The sequence below is a fragment of the Mucilaginibacter sp. GW821-FHT07G05 genome (assembly GCF_059418565.1).
Window position 1 is genome coordinate 186,337 of sequence record NZ_JBWKQC010000001.1, and the last position, 15,599, is coordinate 201,935.

15 protein-coding genes are annotated in these 15,599 nt (G+C 44.9%); 7 read left to right on the top strand and 8 right to left on the bottom strand.

Annotated elements, in window-relative coordinates:
- From AC07NA_RS00745 to AC07NA_RS00760, 4 genes are read right to left on the bottom strand one after another with little or no spacing between them, the layout of a single operon-like run.
- Window positions 1-810, bottom strand: coding sequence for a heme ABC transporter ATP-binding protein (locus AC07NA_RS00745; protein ID WP_494894805.1), 810 nt, complete (start codon window positions 808-810; stop codon window positions 1-3).
- A gap of 10 nt (window positions 811-820) precedes the next feature.
- Window positions 821-1,861, bottom strand: a complete 1,041-nt coding sequence (locus tag AC07NA_RS00750; protein WP_494894807.1) for a FecCD family ABC transporter permease — start codon at window positions 1,859-1,861, stop codon at window positions 821-823.
- 1 nt (window position 1,862) lies between these two features.
- On the bottom strand, window positions 1,863-2,693 hold the full coding sequence (locus AC07NA_RS00755) for a heme/hemin ABC transporter substrate-binding protein (RefSeq protein ID WP_494894809.1): 831 nt from the start codon (window positions 2,691-2,693) through the stop codon (window positions 1,863-1,865).
- Between the two features lie 25 nt (window positions 2,694-2,718).
- Window positions 2,719-3,276: an HmuY family protein gene (locus AC07NA_RS00760; protein ID WP_494894811.1), complete on the bottom strand. Its 558-nt coding sequence runs from the start codon at window positions 3,274-3,276 to the stop codon at window positions 2,719-2,721.
- Window positions 3,277-3,596: 320 nt separating this feature from the next.
- Between AC07NA_RS00760 and AC07NA_RS00765 the strand changes: the two genes are divergently transcribed.
- The 5 genes from AC07NA_RS00765 to AC07NA_RS00785 all read left to right on the top strand — a co-directional run bounded on the left by AC07NA_RS00765 (window position 3,597) and on the right by AC07NA_RS00785 (window position 9,004).
- On the top strand, window positions 3,597-5,951 hold the full coding sequence (locus tag AC07NA_RS00765; protein WP_494894813.1) for a TonB-dependent receptor: 2,355 nt from the start codon (window positions 3,597-3,599) through the stop codon (window positions 5,949-5,951).
- A 13-nt stretch (window positions 5,952-5,964) separates the two neighbouring features.
- Window positions 5,965-6,636 carry an HmuY family protein gene (locus AC07NA_RS00770; protein ID WP_494894814.1) on the top strand — a complete coding sequence of 224 codons (672 nt, stop codon included), beginning with the start codon at window positions 5,965-5,967 and terminating at the stop codon, window positions 6,634-6,636.
- Between the two features lie 35 nt (window positions 6,637-6,671).
- Window positions 6,672-7,427: an HmuY family protein gene (locus tag AC07NA_RS00775; RefSeq protein WP_494894815.1), complete on the top strand. Its 756-nt coding sequence runs from the start codon at window positions 6,672-6,674 to the stop codon at window positions 7,425-7,427.
- 130 nt (window positions 7,428-7,557) lie between these two features.
- Complete coding sequence (locus AC07NA_RS00780) at window positions 7,558-8,544, top strand: AraC family transcriptional regulator (protein WP_345214387.1); 987 nt, start codon at window positions 7,558-7,560, stop codon at window positions 8,542-8,544.
- A 70-nt stretch (window positions 8,545-8,614) separates the two neighbouring features.
- The gene (locus AC07NA_RS00785; protein ID WP_494894818.1) at window positions 8,615-9,004 is read left to right on the top strand and encodes an RNA recognition motif domain-containing protein; all 390 of its coding nucleotides are present in this window, start codon (window positions 8,615-8,617) and stop codon (window positions 9,002-9,004) included.
- An 82-nt stretch (window positions 9,005-9,086) separates the two neighbouring features.
- Here AC07NA_RS00785 and AC07NA_RS00790 read toward each other — a convergent pair whose 3' ends face one another.
- Genes AC07NA_RS00790 through AC07NA_RS00800 form a run of 3 tightly spaced genes read right to left on the bottom strand, consistent with a single transcriptional unit; the run spans window position 9,087 to window position 11,542 of the window.
- Window positions 9,087-9,953 carry a glycoside hydrolase family 16 protein gene (locus AC07NA_RS00790; protein WP_494894820.1) on the bottom strand — a complete coding sequence of 289 codons (867 nt, stop codon included), beginning with the start codon at window positions 9,951-9,953 and terminating at the stop codon, window positions 9,087-9,089.
- Window positions 9,954-9,976: 23 nt separating this feature from the next.
- A complete protein-coding gene (locus tag AC07NA_RS00795) occupies window positions 9,977-10,168 on the bottom strand; it encodes a hypothetical protein (protein ID WP_494894822.1) in 192 nt (63 codons plus the stop codon).
- 21 nt (window positions 10,169-10,189) lie between these two features.
- Window positions 10,190-11,542 carry a MutS-related protein gene (locus tag AC07NA_RS00800; protein WP_494894823.1) on the bottom strand — a complete coding sequence of 451 codons (1,353 nt, stop codon included), beginning with the start codon at window positions 11,540-11,542 and terminating at the stop codon, window positions 10,190-10,192.
- A gap of 124 nt (window positions 11,543-11,666) precedes the next feature.
- Here AC07NA_RS00800 and AC07NA_RS00805 point away from each other — a divergent pair, with 124 nt between their 5' ends.
- Complete coding sequence (locus AC07NA_RS00805; protein WP_494894825.1) at window positions 11,667-12,362, top strand: molybdopterin-dependent oxidoreductase; 696 nt, start codon at window positions 11,667-11,669, stop codon at window positions 12,360-12,362.
- Here the strand turns inward: AC07NA_RS00805 and AC07NA_RS00810 are convergent, their stop codons facing one another.
- Window positions 12,363-13,553, bottom strand: a complete 1,191-nt coding sequence (locus tag AC07NA_RS00810; protein WP_494894827.1) for a threonine synthase — start codon at window positions 13,551-13,553, stop codon at window positions 12,363-12,365.
- A 261-nt stretch (window positions 13,554-13,814) separates the two neighbouring features.
- Here AC07NA_RS00810 and AC07NA_RS00815 point away from each other — a divergent pair, with 261 nt between their 5' ends.
- Window positions 13,815-15,596, top strand: coding sequence for an alpha-L-fucosidase (locus AC07NA_RS00815; RefSeq protein WP_494894829.1), 1,782 nt, complete (start codon window positions 13,815-13,817; stop codon window positions 15,594-15,596).
- The last annotated feature ends 3 nt before the right edge of the window (window positions 15,597-15,599 follow it).

A 15,599-nucleotide genomic window follows, 5' to 3' on the forward strand; every position in this document is an offset into this window, starting at 1 on the left:
TTATGTATTTAAAGGGGTTTTGTTGTTGTCGTAAATAATTTCACGCGGCATAATAATCTGCTTAAGCGTTGTCGGGTTAGTGAACGTGTCCGATTCTATCTCAAATATTTCATATACCGATTTTGGGTTTAACACCTCGGCTGCGGTGCCATCGTACCACTTGCGGCCATTTTTCAGCATAATTATCCTGTCGGCATACTGCGAGGCGAGGTTCATGTCGTGCAGCACGCTGATCACCATAAACTTTTTTTGTGTCATGGCCTTTAATATGGCCAATGTTTGCTGCTGATAAAGTATATCCATGCCCGATACCGGTTCGTCCATCAGTAACAAAGCATGCTCGTTCTCCCATATTTGTGCCAGTGCGCGCGATAATTGGGCTCGCTGCTGCTCTCCGCCCGATAGGGTGAGGTACGATCTACCGGCAAGCGATAATACCCCTGTCGCCTCCATTACAGTGTTTACAATGCTATGGTCGTGCGCAGACGGATGGTTGTTAAAATGCGGGTACCGGCCCATCATCACTATTTCCTGCACGGTAAATGGCAGGCTTACCACATTTTGCTGACTTAACACGGCACGCATCTTAGCCAACTCCAACGCGCTGTACTTTGATAGCGGTTGCCCGTTGAAATGGATAGTGCCTTCGTTGGGTTTGTAAGTGCCCGCGAGCAGTTTTAATAAGGATGATTTACCCGCCCCGTTTGAACCCAGTATGGCGATCAGTTCACCCGGTTTAATGCTGAACGAAATATCCTTCACTAATTTATGCGGACCAATCTGATAGCTTATGTTTTTAACTGTTAGCATCGTTATCGGGTTAAATAGATATTTTACGTTTATCGCGTACCAGGATATACAAAAATACCGGCGCGCCTATCAGCGCGGTGATCACACCGATGGGCAATTCAATAGGGGCAATGATGGTACGTGATATAATATCGGCTACCACCATCATCAAGGCCCCAGTTAATGCCGATGCCGGCAATACATGCTTGTTATCAACCCCGATTACCATGCGTACAATATGCGGCACCAGCAAGCCCACAAAGTTGATAATACCCGTTAACGATACCGCCGAACCAATAGCCATGGTTGATAGCAGGATAACATTGCGTTTAATGCGGTTAACATTTAGTCCCAGGTAGTCCGCCTGAATTTCACCCAGTGAAAAAGCGTTCAATGCCTTGCCCGATCGTGGAAGCAATAAAACAGGTATCATCACAAACGGCGTCAGTGTGGTAACCGTTTGCCATGTGGCGCCACCCAAACTGCCCAGCATCCAGAAAGTGATATTACGTAACTGTTGTTCGCTGGATAAATAAGTGATTAGCCCTGTTAAAGCCCCCGCAAGCGCGTTGATAGCTATACCGGCCAGCAGCATGGTTGCCACATTGGGTTTACCATCGTGCCGCGAAAGCTGGTAAATGATAAATGCGGTTATTCCCGCGCCTGCAAAGGCCGCGAACGCCAATAAATAATAACCTAAAACATTGCTCAACCCTGCGAGAAAGGTAGTTTCTAAACCGATAACTGCCACCGCCATCAATGAAGCACCGGCCGAAATGCCTACCAGTCCCGGTTCAGCCAGCGGGTTACGGAATATGCCTTGTATAGAAGCACCTGAGATACCCAGCGCCGCGCCAACCAAAATGGCCAGCAACAGGCGTGGCATGCGTACTATAAAAATAATAACCTGGTGCTGCTCGTTAATGTTGGCTATGTTGCAGATGCCTGCTTTGTGCAGCAGCAACGCGAATACCTCGGGCACCGGGATACTTACAGCACCCAACCCAACAGAAAAAGCCCCGGCCAAAATTAAAGCGATAACTAAAATAGTATAAATGATCCCTTTGGGCATACTATAGCTTGTTATGCAACTGTACAATAGCCTGATCGAGCCTTACACTAAAATTGGTAAGCAGCCCGCCGTCCATTTGTACAATACGTTTGTTTTTACCCGCTTTGGTTTGCTCCATACCGGGTATTTTAAGGATGCTATCCATGCCGCCAAGGCTGCTGAAACCAAAATCGAACATCAAAATAACATCCGGGTTAGCCTGTACCAATGCTTCGGTAGTGTAGGGCTTAAAATCGTTAAAGTCGGTCACAGCGTTGTTGCCTCCCGCAAGGGTAATAATACCATCAATGCTGGTGTTTTTACCGGCCACCATCATTACACCCGGGCCACGGGCATAAATGAACAATACCTTGGTATTCTTCTTCGCTTTTTTAGCGACGGTAACAGCATTATCTATTTTCGTTTTTGATTGTTTGATGAGTGCCGCACCTTTAGCCTGTGCCTGCAAGGCAGCGGCTACATCCCGGATAAAATCGTAAGAACCGGCAACGGTATAGGTTTGCTTGATGCTCACCAATTTAATACCTGCCGCGGTTAACTGCGATTCAATCTCTTTTGATACCGAGCCCTCGGGCGCCAGTACCAGGTCGGGACTGAAAGAGATAAGTCCTTCGGCGGATACCGAACGGCTTTTGCTCACTTTCGCTAACTGGTTAGCATAAGCGGGGTATGTACTGGTTACATCAACCGCGACAATGTTTTTCCCAAAGCCAAGCGCGTCAACAGTTTCGGTCAAGGCACCGCTAAGGGTTATGATACGCTTAGGCGATGCGGCCTTTGCACCAATGGCAAAAGCAAGGCAAACGGTAAGCAGACAGATTATTTTTTTCATGGATTAACAGGGGGATGTATTGTGCTTATTTAGCGGGTTCAATAAAGGCGTAGCGGAAAGTGTAATGACTTGGGTCGCCATCGCCGTTCTTGTAGTAGTTAAGTATTTCAAGCTTAACATATTTACCTGATGCAGTATGTAAAATAATTACGCGGCCGGGTACCGGGGTAATGGTATGGGTGTTCATATCATAAGCATACCAGCCGTTGCCGCTACCTTGCGGAATAGCCTTTTGCGTTGCCGAGTCGGACTGATAACCGGTTGCCGGTGCCTGCTTAACATCGTCGAATTTTACATTCTTCAATACAAGAGCGGTTGTGCTGCCAGTGCCGCTTACGCCGCTGTTTACCCATACGGCAGTTTTTAAAAAGGCTAAATCCCAGTTTTTGCCTGCGGTATCGGCGCCATCAACAATGGCGTGTTTATCAATGCTGTAATAAGCCTTTTTTGTAGCCGCCGGAATGTCATTCGCTATCTTGATGCTATCGTTGCCGCTTTGGGCAAATAAGTTGCTGTTGTTACTGAACAGAATCGCTATAGTTAAAATAATTATGTAACGGAGAGAGGGGTGTGTGGATTTCATGGTACAAATGAACTCCTTATTTATAAGCATTCCAAATAAGATATGTAACATTTATGAAATCGGGCTATGTCAAACACGATGTCAGTAATGGCGTGTGATGGTAAATGGTGGTGTTTTAATTAGCTTGTATTTAGTTATTTATGATTTTGTTAGATGCTGATTTAAGGCTTTATTCAGGCTGTTTCTCTTCAATTTTTCGCAAATAATGCTCCCAAAGTCATAAAAAATAATCCCGATTTCGGTAATAAACTATCGATTAAACTAAGCACTTTTGTTCTGTTCTTATTTAGACTGTTTAAAAATAAGAAGTCTGATTATTAATGAAACGCTTTTTACCGCTTATCATCATGCTATTGTGTTCATCTCTTACCTACGCCCAAATAACCGGCCGCTTAAGCGGAACGGTTACCGATGATAAGGGGAATGCTGTGGAAGGCGTAGCCATTATACTGATACAAACAGGGCAGGGCACATCAACCAACGCGAAAGGGCAGTACATCATCGAAAAGCTGAAAGCGGGCGTGTACAATATTCGTGTAAGCGCTATAGGTTATAAACCGGCAATGCTCAAAACTACCATTCGCGATAATCAACAGACTATACTACCTGTAAGTATCGAAACCGATGTAAACACCTTAACCGAGGTTGGCATTACGGGCAAACATTACAACCCCGATAACCTGATCGATTTGCAGCGTACCCCAATGCCATCAACTGTAATTACCCGTAAACAGATTGAGGAAATGGGGAGCCGCCGGTTAGATGAAGTATTAAAAGAGCAAACCGGGCTGGCCATAGTAAGCGACATTGGTGCGGGTGCCCGCGCTGTGGGTTTACAAATGCAGGGTTTTGATAGCGGTTATACCATGATACTGATAGACGGTCAGCCAATGACGGGTCGCAATTCGGGCAATTTTGATCTGTCGCGTATTACGGTAGCCAATATAGAAAGGATCGAAATTATAAAAGGCGCTTCATCATGCCTGTTCGGCAGCGAGGCCATGGCCGGTGTGGTGAATATAGTTACCCGTCAGCATATATCGCAGGCGCAGGGTTTGGCGGGCATCCGTTATGGCAGCTTCAATATGGTTGATGCCAATTTGGAAGGTGAAAGTCCGTTTGCAAATGGCAGGGGATCAGGCTACCTGGCCGGAAATTATTACCGTACTGATGGCTTCAATTCAAACCCATACCTAAGCGAAGGCAAAACTGTGCCTCCGTATAGCAGCTATACCATACAGGGGCGTGCCAAATATTTGTTAAGCGATGTTAACTCGCTGAATGTTACAGGCAGGTTTGCTTCGCGCCGGTCTGACAATAATAAATCATACAGCGGCGACCCAACCCGCGATGTATTGAAAGAGGATGACCTCAACGCCTCGGCAGTGCTGAACAGCAATTTTAAAAGCGGGGTGCGTATTAAATCGCAATACTATTTAACCCGTTATGCTACAGGGCAAAACATAACCAACCTTACCGAAGGCTTTACTATTCCCGGCAATAATTTTATGCAATACCTTCACCGTGCCGAAGTGCAGGCATCACAAACATGGTTTAATAACCTGTTGGTTACCGGTGGTGCGGGTACTCAGTACGAAACCATGGATAATGACCTGTACACAGGCGGCAAGCATCAACAGAATACATTTTTATATACCCAGGGCGATTGGAAAGTAACAAACAAACTCGGTTTTATAGGCGGTGCACGCCTCGAGCGACACAGCCGTTACGGCGGTAGCGTTACGCCAAGCTTGGGGGTGAACTATCAGCCTGTAAGATCGCTCACGCTTAGGGCGGCGGTATCTACAGGTTTTAAAACACCCGATTTCAGGCAGCTTTATCTCGTGTTCACCAATTTCGCCGGTGGCGGATATACCGTGTTAGGCACCGAGGAATTTACAACCGAACTTAAAAAGCTACAAGATGCAGGCGAAATATCACGTGTGTTCCCCAATGCTGCAAAGGTAGGCGGCTTAAAACCGGAACGTTCTACCTCGTACAGCGCGGGTTTTAGCTTTACACCCGGCACCCGCTTCAAGCTCGACGTAAACGGGTTTTACAACAACGTACGCAATTTTATCAATACCGAGCAGGTAGCATCTAAAACCAATGGTCAGCAGGTATTTTCTTATTTTAATATCGACAAGGCTTTTCTTACGGGCGCCGATGTGGGCTTAACAGTGAAAGCGACAAAGGGATTGACTGTATCGGCAGGTTACCAGTTACTTTACGCTAAAGATAGGGGTGTAATTGATTCTATAAAAGCCGGTACAGGCAACTATGCCAACGTTTACGATGTAAATATCAGCAGCGACAGGCGTTCCACAACGGCAGATTATTTCGGCCTTACCAATCGTTCGCGCCACATGGCCAATATCAGGTTAAGGTATGAGTACGAACCAAGAGGGATTACGGCATCTTTCAGGGTAAACTACCGCGGAAAGTATGGCTTTATGGAGGCCGGGCGTTCGAACGGTTTCCTCGATCCTTTTGATACCTATGTTTCGGGCTACTACCTGCTCAACGCGGCCATCCAAAAAACATTGATGAACAAGCACTTTGCCGTGCAGGTAACGGTAGATAATATTTTAAACTATCGCGATATGCTGATGCCCGCGCAATCGGGCAGGGTAGTATTGCTAAGCCTTAATTACAGGTTTTTCCATAACCAATAAATTGATAATGACTATGAAGCGTAATTTATATAAAACTTTAAAAATGATAGTGTTTGCCATCGCTACAATGGCAACGGTATCATCATGTACCAAAGACGAAGTAAAGCCGCAGCTGGAAGACGGCAAAAGCGTGATCATCAAGGATCTGCCCGGTGATGTAGGCAATACGGTAGGCAGCGGCCGCCCGTTTGCACCCTTTTACTTTAAATTGAGCACAGGCGCTAAAGTGGATACCACCAAAAAGAAAACCACCGAATGGGATATCGCCTTCGCGAAAGAGTATAACTCTTATGTATCTATCAATAACGGCACCGATGATGGCAGTTTTGGCAATGGCGGACCGGGGCAAGGCGCTATGGTAGCGGTAAACCAGGCTTACGATAAAGTTACCACCGCGCCGTCAGATGATGATTTTGCTAAGAATGCTATCACAGCGGCAGGTTGGGACAGCGGCAATGGCAACGGCTGGTATTTCTACGATTTAAATACGCACCTCGCCATTCCTGTTAAAAACCGCACTTATGTATTACGCACTGCCGAAGGCCGGTACGCTAAGCTGGAACTGGTGAGCATGTACAAAGGCGCGCCAGCTGTGGTGACTGATTTGAACTGGCCTGCCCCATATTTTACCTTCAGGTACTATGTACAATTAGATGGCAGCCGAAACCTAAGCACAAAAGACTAAACCTTATTTAAAATTTATATTAACTCATTAATGATATGACATCAACTATAAAAAACAACTTGAAATGGCTGTGTTCAATAGCTGTTGCTACACTGCTTTTTACAGCTTGCAGTAAAGAAAACAACACACCTGAACCCGATAAAGAAACCGGAATAGATACCCCTGTTGCAGCAGGCAAAGTGCCTTTTTATAAACTGCAAAGGGTAGAGAACTTTTTAGCGCCCGCCGATGACAGCGCGCCCACAACACCGCCACCTACTGTTTATTTCAGTTTAGAAAATAAGGAGCAAACGCCTGTGGAGTATGTAAAAACCATTCGTTGGGATATTACTTTTACCGGTTTATATAACAGCTTTTTAGGTTCAAACAACGGTAAGGATGATAAAAACAGCGGCTATGGTGCCAATGGCTTAGGTGGTATAGTAATTTTCAAAAAGCCATTTAATGAAGTAACCGATGTGCCTGCCGACGCTGAGTTTTCTACCTCGAAATTAATAGGTACTGATGACCTGGGTGCTTTTGGTGAAGGGACCGGCTGGTACCTGTATGATTTTAGCGGAACTATAAAAGGTGATGGCAGCTTCAATAAAATGCACGTAGCGTATGCTATGCCCGATGAGCGTACCGTTGTTGTACGTACCGCTAAAGGGAATTACGCTAAAATAAAAATGATCAGCTGTTATAAGGATGCCTTTACGCCCGATCTGTGGTTTAGAGATACCCCGCACATGTACTTTACTTTTGAGTACGTGATAGTGCCTAAAGGCAGTACCAAGTTTGAAATAAAGTAAGTGACCTTACCTAAACCGGGATCACGTTAATATAATAATACGACCAAAGCCCTGCCACCCTGTGAGTTGTTTTAGGCCATGGGGTGCAGCAGGCACCAATTTTACATATTTGCATAGTTGAATACAGGAAATGCACATCAAATCGAAAATTGAAAGTTTTGAGGACTGGCTTTTTATAGAAGAGCTGCCCGATGGTTATAACGCCCAAACGCCGCTGGCCGAAAAGCGTATGACCATTAAGCGCCCGCCTGTACACCAGTTCAGTAATTATACGATCAGTTCGGGAGGTTTGTTTTTGATGCACGCCAAAATGCAGTTTGATGAACCTGCCAAAATACTTTTTGAAATAGAGGGTGAAACCGTTACCTCGCAATTCATCTTTTATGAAAACGCACCCGCCAGCGATGATGCCGGTAAAGGCAAAAGATCGCGCGCGGGGGCGAGGCATAATATCAGGTACATTCCCTCGCTTTCGGGTAAGTATGAGCTTTCGCCGGTTGTAGAGTATAATTACTTTTTGGTGGTGCTGTCAAAAGAGTATTATTTCCACCTCATTAACCAGGATTCGGTACTGCATGCCGATTTTGTGGAGGAGATCAAGAATGGAAAGTATACCTCTATTTCGGCTAAAGACCTGCTGGTATCGCACGAGATGAAGCAGCTCATTAACGACATACTGGAATGTAAAAAAACAGGTGAACTCAAACGCCTGCATACCGAAGCCAAGGTACTTGAACTGCTGATGCTGCAAATGGAGCAGATGCAAAATGACCAGCACCAGGAGATCCGTACGTTTACCGATCTGGAGCAGGAAAAGATTGAGCAGGCCCGTGATATTCTCGATCAGGATTACGCCAATCCGCCCGTATTGCCGGTGCTGTCGCGAATGGTGGGTTTAAATGAGTTTAAATTAAAGCGCGGTTTCAAAGCCTATTATGGTATCACCATTTATGGTTATGTAACCCGCTTAAAAATGGAAAAGGCCCGCCATTTGATCATCGATCAGAAAAAAACTATCCGCGAGGTAACTTATGAGGTAGGTTTTAAGCATCAATCGCACCTTTCAGAAGCTTTTAAAAAATATTTTGGCATACTGCCCAGCGAAATAAGACATTAAGTTGTGAAAATGCGTTTTGATCAATTAATTACAACTTGCGAAGGGATTGCTATTTTGATACCTTTGTAGCATGGTCAAATTATTTGCTGTCGGTTTCCCCCGGGATATGGACGAGCTTGAGCTTTTGGAATTGTTCGCTGCTTATGGTACAATTGGTACCGTAACCATTATTCGCGATCAGGAAACTAATGTAAGTGCCGGGTATGGTTTCATCACCATGACCGATCAGGCAGGTGCCGATCGTGCTATCGCAGCCCTTGACGGCGCTACTATTGATGAACGTACACTAAGCGTACGTATTGCCGATAATAAAAATCCGCCTCCTGTTAAACCTGCTCCGCGCGTAAACAAAACATACAACAAGCCAAAATTCACCAAGGCTGGCTATACCAAACCGGGTAGCTATAGCAATAGCGATGCCTCCGGCGAAAAGAAGAAACGCCCGAGAAAACGTTTGTAAGATACATCGCACATAAGTGCAAAAAACAAGCCCGGCTTATTGGTTAAGCCGGGCTTGAATATGTATTGTATTTACTGTCGGTTTATTTCCGTTGGGTAACCTTCACCCAATCTACCCACATTTTTGCCTGTTTGTTCTTTACCATTTCAACGCTTGTATCGGGCAGGCCAAAGTATGGCGCTTTATTGCCATTCAGTTTTATAGGATAAGCGCCGCCGAGGGCATAATTCAGTATTAGGTATTTCTTATTGTCAAAGGCCCATTTGCCATAATGCTCGGCCATTTTGCGGTTCACACGAAACATCAGTACGCCATCGTATTTAAATAAGAGTTCGTCAGGTGTCCAGTCTACCGAGTAGGTATGCCATTGGGTAGCATCATTATTAGCCGGAAAGTATTGGCGGTTTACAAAGGGTGTTTCGCCGCTATAACCAGGGCCATGTACGGCCGCGCTTGCCCAGTCTTTTTCGCCTACATATTCCATTATATCAATTTCACCGCATTCGGGCCATGCGCCGTTGCCCAGCATCCACCAGGCAGGCCATAAGCCCGCGCCATCGGTTACCTTTATTCGTGCTTCGGCAGTGCCGTAGGTAAAATCAAATTTGTTTTTGGTATTGATACGGCCCGATATAAAGTTGAATGTTTGCCCGTCATTGGTTTTAAAATCAGGCGATGCTATCGGCCTCAACACCAAATTGCCGTTCTCAACGTATATGGTCGCCGATGAATCAGCATAAGCCTGTAACTCGTTGTTTACGTGCATGCCGGTAACTTCCGCGTTCCATTTGGTACGGTCAAGCTTTTTGCCGTTAAAATCGTCGAAAAATACCACTTTATCTTTCGGGTTTATCGCTGTTGCTGCTTTTTGGGCTGTGCTTGTTTGCGATAGTGCAAAAATGCTTAACACGGCAAGTGCGCGACTGTATTTATATTTTTTATGTTTCATTTTCAGTGTAATGTATGCTTGGTTTAAATAGGTTTTACAGTACTGGTTTCCTTACGTATGATAGACGCTACCTGCGTGCCGAATATTTCAATAGCCTTTAATATTTTAGCATGTAGTGTATGTCCGGTTACCGGCTGGACCAGAAAACGGGTATTGCCGAAAAATTCGTACTGCGGCACAATTTTATCAGCTGCAGCCTGCACTTTGACTATCATCGGCTTACGGTCGTTATATGTTTACTGACGACGTCCATTATCCAGCAAATCTAATACCTGTTCGTTCTGTAGGATCAACATACCCAACCGTTCATAAGCGACGCCCTCATATAATTTATAGCTGTAAAGAGGCCTGCTGTGAATTATTTGAGTTGCGAAGTGGCCGAACCTTATATAATGATTGGCCTTAAGTTTTTCCGCTATTTCAGTAATGTGTGATGATATAATGAATAGGTTTGTTGTTGATCTTGACAGCAAGTTTGCTATGGAAAAGGTGGCTTCTGAAGCATCTGTCGCATTGGTGCCTCTAAATAGTTCATCAAAAAGAACCAGCAGTTTATCTGTACCCTGCATTTTCAAAGCAATGTTTTTTATGCGAATAACCTCGCTATAAAAGTGGCTGTAACCATTTTGGACATCGTCATTCAAGTTAATTGTTGTAAATAGCCCGTTTAAAATTGTTAACCTCATTTTTTGTGCGGGCACAGGTAAGCCCAGATGGGCGAGATAGGTGCATATACCTAACGCCTTTAAAAAAGTAGACTTTCCGGACATATTGCCGCCAGTTAGAAACAGCAGGTTTTCCCTGCCATGCATAGAAAAGTCATTTGGTGTAGGGGTTTCTAATAAAGGGTGGAAAAGTCCTTTGATATCGATAAGTGGTTCAGTGTCCTCAATCAAACATGGAAATGTGAAGCCTGCGCTAAGACCGGCTTGAGCGATACTTAAATAGCAATCCATCTCGTATAATATCGCCAGTAGATCTTTGGTCTGTCGTTTAAAGTCACGACGAAAAACTTTGTCAAAATAGGCTATATCAGCTGCCTGCATCTTCTGTTTTCGACTTAACGCAAGTATCCTGATCCAAACTTTTGAACTGAAACAAGTTTGGACTTTTTTATCGAAATCTTGCCAATCCCTGGATTTAACATCAGCGTCGAGCGCTCCTTTTATCAGTTCATATACATTTGCGAAGCCTTTTAATATACAAGAAATTCCTTTTTCAATTATATATAAATCGGTGTTGGTGCCAATGGCGTTGTTAAAAGCTCTTCTGTAGACAGAAAAGCTGGAGTTTAGAACAGGTAAGGCTGTTTGATTCAGATAAGATTCGGCAAAGTCAGCTTCATTTTTCGTCAGCAACGGAAACCATTGAACAGTTTGCAGGCGTTTGATAATCGCATGTCTTTTTAAAATTAGCAATTTAGAGTTGGACGGTCTGTTGAATATCATTTTTAATTTTATTCCGCCGCCTGTGGTAGCCGTCTTATCAAAAATCTTATGAACTGATTTTTCGATTGTTAATGAACTGAACATGTTCAGATCTTCCAGCGTTTGGCTGTCTACAATAAAACCTTCAGCCTTCGTGACCATATTTTCTAATTATCATGATAATCAAATCAGTTTGTTGTGCCATCCATAATTCGTTGTTATGTAAAAGTAAACAGTTTAGGGTTGCTGATATGTTTTAATATAACAAAATAGGTAAATTTAACTTATGGAAGAACCTGAAAAACTGAACCGGATAATTGAGGCCCGCATGAAGCTGAAGGCCCGTTTTGAAGAGAAGATGAAACTGACGCCATCCGTGGCCGATGATACGCCGAAAGGATCGGGTAAACCTAACCGGCATGGCATGCCCAGCATCCCGATAGGGCAAACGGCTACCGTTAAATGGCCGGTGCTCGATCTGGGTTATCAGCCCGATGTTCCGCAGGAACGCTGGCGGCTCACCATCGACGGCGCGGTTGAAAACCCGGTACGCCTGAGCTGGAAAGATTTTATGACTTTGCCGCAAACGAAGGATACATCAGATTTTCATTGCGTTACCACGTGGTCAAAATTGAACATGCACTGGAAAGGTGTAAGCCTTATAGATTTGGCTGTCTTGGTTCATCCTAATGAGAACGCTACGCACATACTTTGTTATGGGTACGATACCTATACCACCAACCTGTCGTTAGAAGAAGCCCTGAAGCCCGATGTTTTACTGGTGCATACCTTTGAAGGGCAGCCCCTGCAAAAAGAGCATGGTGGCCCGGTGCGCATGATAACCCCGCAGCTTTACGCCTGGAAGGGCTCCAAATGGATAAAACGCATTGAGTTTTTAACTGCCGATAAACCCGGTTTTTGGGAAGACAGGGGATACTCCAACACGGCCTACCCCTGGCGAAACGACCGTTACAGCGATTAATTAAATGCTGATGTTTTCCAGGTATTTATAACCGCTGCCTGTGTTGATCATTAGCACCTGTTCGCCGGGTTTTATCCATTGGCTGGCTTTTAGTTTTTTGTAGGCTTGCCAAAGTGCCGCGCCTTCGGGTGCTATCAACATGCCTTCGTGTTTGGCTATTTGCTTAACGGCGGCGTTCATTTCAGCATCGCTTACACTTATAGCGCAACCATGGCTGGCATACAATAAACGCAATATCACCTTATCGGCATACGATTTAGGTACACGCAAACCATTGGCAATGGTAAAACCACCGTCGACAAAAGCGGCGGTGTGCTGGCCGGTTTCAAAGGCCTTAACAATACCGTTGCAACTTTCAGATTGCACCGCCACCATGCGAGGGCGTTTGCTGCTTATCCAGCCTAATTGTTCCAGTTCGTCAAAAGCTTTCCATATACCTATCAAGCCCGTGCCGCCACCGGTAGGGTATAAGATCACATCGGGTACCTGCCAATTAAATTGCTCGGCTATTTCGTAGCCCATGGTCTTTTTGCCTTCTAACCGGTAAGGTTCTTTCAGGGTAGAGATCTGAAACCAGTGGTTCAGCAAAGCATGTTCGTTGATGAGTTTCCCACAGTCGCTGATGTTGCCATCAACCTCCAGCAATTCGGCACCGTACAAACGACATTCATCCTTAAATACTTTTGGGGTTAACCTTGGCATATACACAATGGCTTTTATACCCGCACGGGCGGCATAAGCTGCCAGCGCTCCGCCTGCGTTACCCGCGGTAGGGGTAGCGATAGCTTTAATGCCTAACTCTTTGGCCTTTGAAACCGCCATGCCAATGCCCCGTGCCTTAAACGAGCCGGTAGGGTTGCCCGATTCATCTTTCCAAAATACGTCGTTCTCCCCGGTTTCGTGTTTCAGGTTTTCAATGGGGATAATGGGCGTGAAACCTTCGCCCATGCTTACTATGTTTTTGGCATCTATAACGGGCAATAATTCGCGGTAACGCCACATGCTGGCCTTGCGGCCCAGTAAAATATCTTTACTTAATCCTTCGCTTAAATGATACTGCGCAAACAGGGTCGACCGGCAATCATCGTTGATACAAACGGTATTTAATTTGCCGGCATCGTGCAGGGTACCGCATTCGGGGCATTTTAAGTTTACTAATAGCGATTTATGTTGGTTGAAGTTGCCGGTCATTTAATATAAGTATTTGTAGCTGTTTGCTGTAGCGCGTGTAACTATAGCCCCAAGTTATCAACTAAGGCCGTTATGCGCAAATGATTATTGATATTGTCGCGTTATTGTCTAATACTGTGCAAATAAAAATTTGCATCCCTTTTGCGATTGTCTTTTTTAGGCTATGATGCCAAAATCGTTTAATGATTTAACAAAATAGTAAATTGATAAATTAATGCCGAAGCTATCTTTGATTTGATATAAACCAATTACCATTATTCAATGATCAGTATTAATACCACTGCTAAAACAATTATGCTGGGTGTTTCTGCATTAGTTTGCACCAGCGCGTTACAGGCAAAAGATCATAAGATCAAACTGCACGTGAAACCGGCGGTACATGCCCATGTTGACACTTCAAGAACAGGCTGGTGGGAGAAAGCCCGTTTCGGCATGTTCATTCACTGGGGTGTTTATACTATCCCGGCAGGCCAGTATAATGGCAAGGATATCCCGGGCCTGGGCGAGTGGATCATGCACGATGCAAGCATCCCCGTAGCTATCTATAAAGATTACGCTAAAAAATTCAATCCTACCGAATATAACCCTGAACAATGGGTGCAAATGGCGAAAGCTGCCGGTATGAAATATATTGTGATCACTACCAAGCACCACGATGGTTTCGCGTTGTTTGATTCAAAGGCCAGCGACTGGAACGTAGTAAAGGCCACACCGTACGGTAAAGACCTGATAAAACCACTTGCCGAAGCTTGCCGCAAATATGGTATGAAACTGGGTTTCTACTACTCGCAGGCTAACGACTGGGGTAACAAAGGCGGCGCTGCTGCCCGCGGCCATTGGGATGATGCTCAAAAAGGCAGTATGGACGAGTATATTGATAAGGTTGCAGTACCACAGGTAAAAGAAATTTTAACCAATTATGGTGATGTTTGCGAGCTGTGGTGGGATGTACCAACCGATATGACCAAAGAACGTGCGGCTAAATTTTTACCGCTGCTGGCTATGCAACCGCAAATTATTACTAACGACAGGTTAGGCGGCGATGTAAAAGGCGATTTATTCACCCCGGAGCAATATATTCCGGCTACAGGGATAAAAGGTTTGTGGGAAACCTGTATGACCATGAACGATACCTGGGGCTTTAAGGTAAACGACCATAATTGGAAATCAAGCAAAACATTGATTCGTAACCTGATAGAAACCGCGTCAAAAGGTGGTAACTACCTGCTGAATGTCGGCCCTGAACCAAGCGGTAAGTTCCCGCAGCCAATAGTTGAACGTTTGGAAGCTATTGGTAAATGGATGAAGGTTAACAATGAGTCTATATACGCTACCACGCCAAGTCCGTTTAAGGTATTGCCGTGGGGTAGGGCTACTACTAAAGCGGCTGCTAATGGTAATACCACTATTTACCTTCATGTATATAACTGGCCAGCAAATGGTCAGCTGTTAATACCCGGTTTAACTAACGAGGTGCTTTCTGCCAAATTACTGGCTAACGGCAAAACTTTAAAGGCCGGTAAGCAAGATAACAGCGTAGTGCTAACTGTGCCCGCTACGGCTTTGGATGAAGTGGCTACCGTTGTGAAACTACAGGTAAAAGGTAAACCGCAAATTGATGCCTTTGTACAAACAGCCGAAGCCGATGGTTCTATTGTATTGCAACCGGGACTGGCCGATCTGCACACAGAGCAAGGTGGTTCATCCATGAACTCGGAAGGTGGCGATGAGCAGAACCTTGGTTACTGGACAGACCCGAAAGCATCAGCATCATGGCAAATATTGGTTAAAAAACCGGGGACTTATTCAATAGAAACATGGGTAGCTACCCCGGGGGCAACCGCTAAGATCAACATAGTTGCCGGTACGCAAACCGTACAAAAAGCGGTTGAAAAAACAGGCAGCTATAATAACTACAAAAAATTAGTGATCGGCGAGATCAAGATAGATAAGAGCGGTGTGAACACCATTCGCCTTACCGCCGACCAGGCTAACTGGAACCCGGTAAATGTGCGCAAGATAGTTCTTTCGCCAAAGGGATAATTT

Excerpts from the sequence above, each read along its gene's own strand:
- AC07NA_RS00745 (WP_494894805.1), bottom strand. The coding sequence starts at position 810 with ATGCTAACAGTTAAAAACATAAGCTATCAGATTGGTCCGCATAAATTA.
- AC07NA_RS00750 (WP_494894807.1), bottom strand. The coding sequence starts at position 1,861 with ATGCCCAAAGGGATCATTTATACTATTTTAGTTATCGCTTTAATTTTG.
- AC07NA_RS00755 (WP_494894809.1), bottom strand. The coding sequence starts at position 2,693 with ATGAAAAAAATAATCTGTCTGCTTACCGTTTGCCTTGCTTTTGCCATT.
- AC07NA_RS00760 (WP_494894811.1), bottom strand. The coding sequence starts at position 3,276 with ATGAAATCCACACACCCCTCTCTCCGTTACATAATTATTTTAACTATA.
- AC07NA_RS00765 (WP_494894813.1), top strand. The coding sequence starts at position 3,597 with ATGAAACGCTTTTTACCGCTTATCATCATGCTATTGTGTTCATCTCTT.
- AC07NA_RS00770 (WP_494894814.1), top strand. The coding sequence starts at position 5,965 with ATGAAGCGTAATTTATATAAAACTTTAAAAATGATAGTGTTTGCCATC.
- AC07NA_RS00775 (WP_494894815.1), top strand. The coding sequence starts at position 6,672 with ATGACATCAACTATAAAAAACAACTTGAAATGGCTGTGTTCAATAGCT.
- AC07NA_RS00780 (WP_345214387.1), top strand. The coding sequence starts at position 7,558 with ATGCACATCAAATCGAAAATTGAAAGTTTTGAGGACTGGCTTTTTATA.
- AC07NA_RS00785 (WP_494894818.1), top strand. The coding sequence starts at position 8,615 with ATGGTCAAATTATTTGCTGTCGGTTTCCCCCGGGATATGGACGAGCTT.
- AC07NA_RS00790 (WP_494894820.1), bottom strand. The coding sequence starts at position 9,953 with ATGAAACATAAAAAATATAAATACAGTCGCGCACTTGCCGTGTTAAGC.
- AC07NA_RS00795 (WP_494894822.1), bottom strand. The coding sequence starts at position 10,168 with ATGATAGTCAAAGTGCAGGCTGCAGCTGATAAAATTGTGCCGCAGTAC.
- AC07NA_RS00800 (WP_494894823.1), bottom strand. The coding sequence starts at position 11,542 with ATGGTCACGAAGGCTGAAGGTTTTATTGTAGACAGCCAAACGCTGGAA.
- AC07NA_RS00805 (WP_494894825.1), top strand. The coding sequence starts at position 11,667 with ATGGAAGAACCTGAAAAACTGAACCGGATAATTGAGGCCCGCATGAAG.
- AC07NA_RS00810 (WP_494894827.1), bottom strand. The coding sequence starts at position 13,553 with ATGACCGGCAACTTCAACCAACATAAATCGCTATTAGTAAACTTAAAA.
- AC07NA_RS00815 (WP_494894829.1), top strand. The coding sequence starts at position 13,815 with ATGATCAGTATTAATACCACTGCTAAAACAATTATGCTGGGTGTTTCT.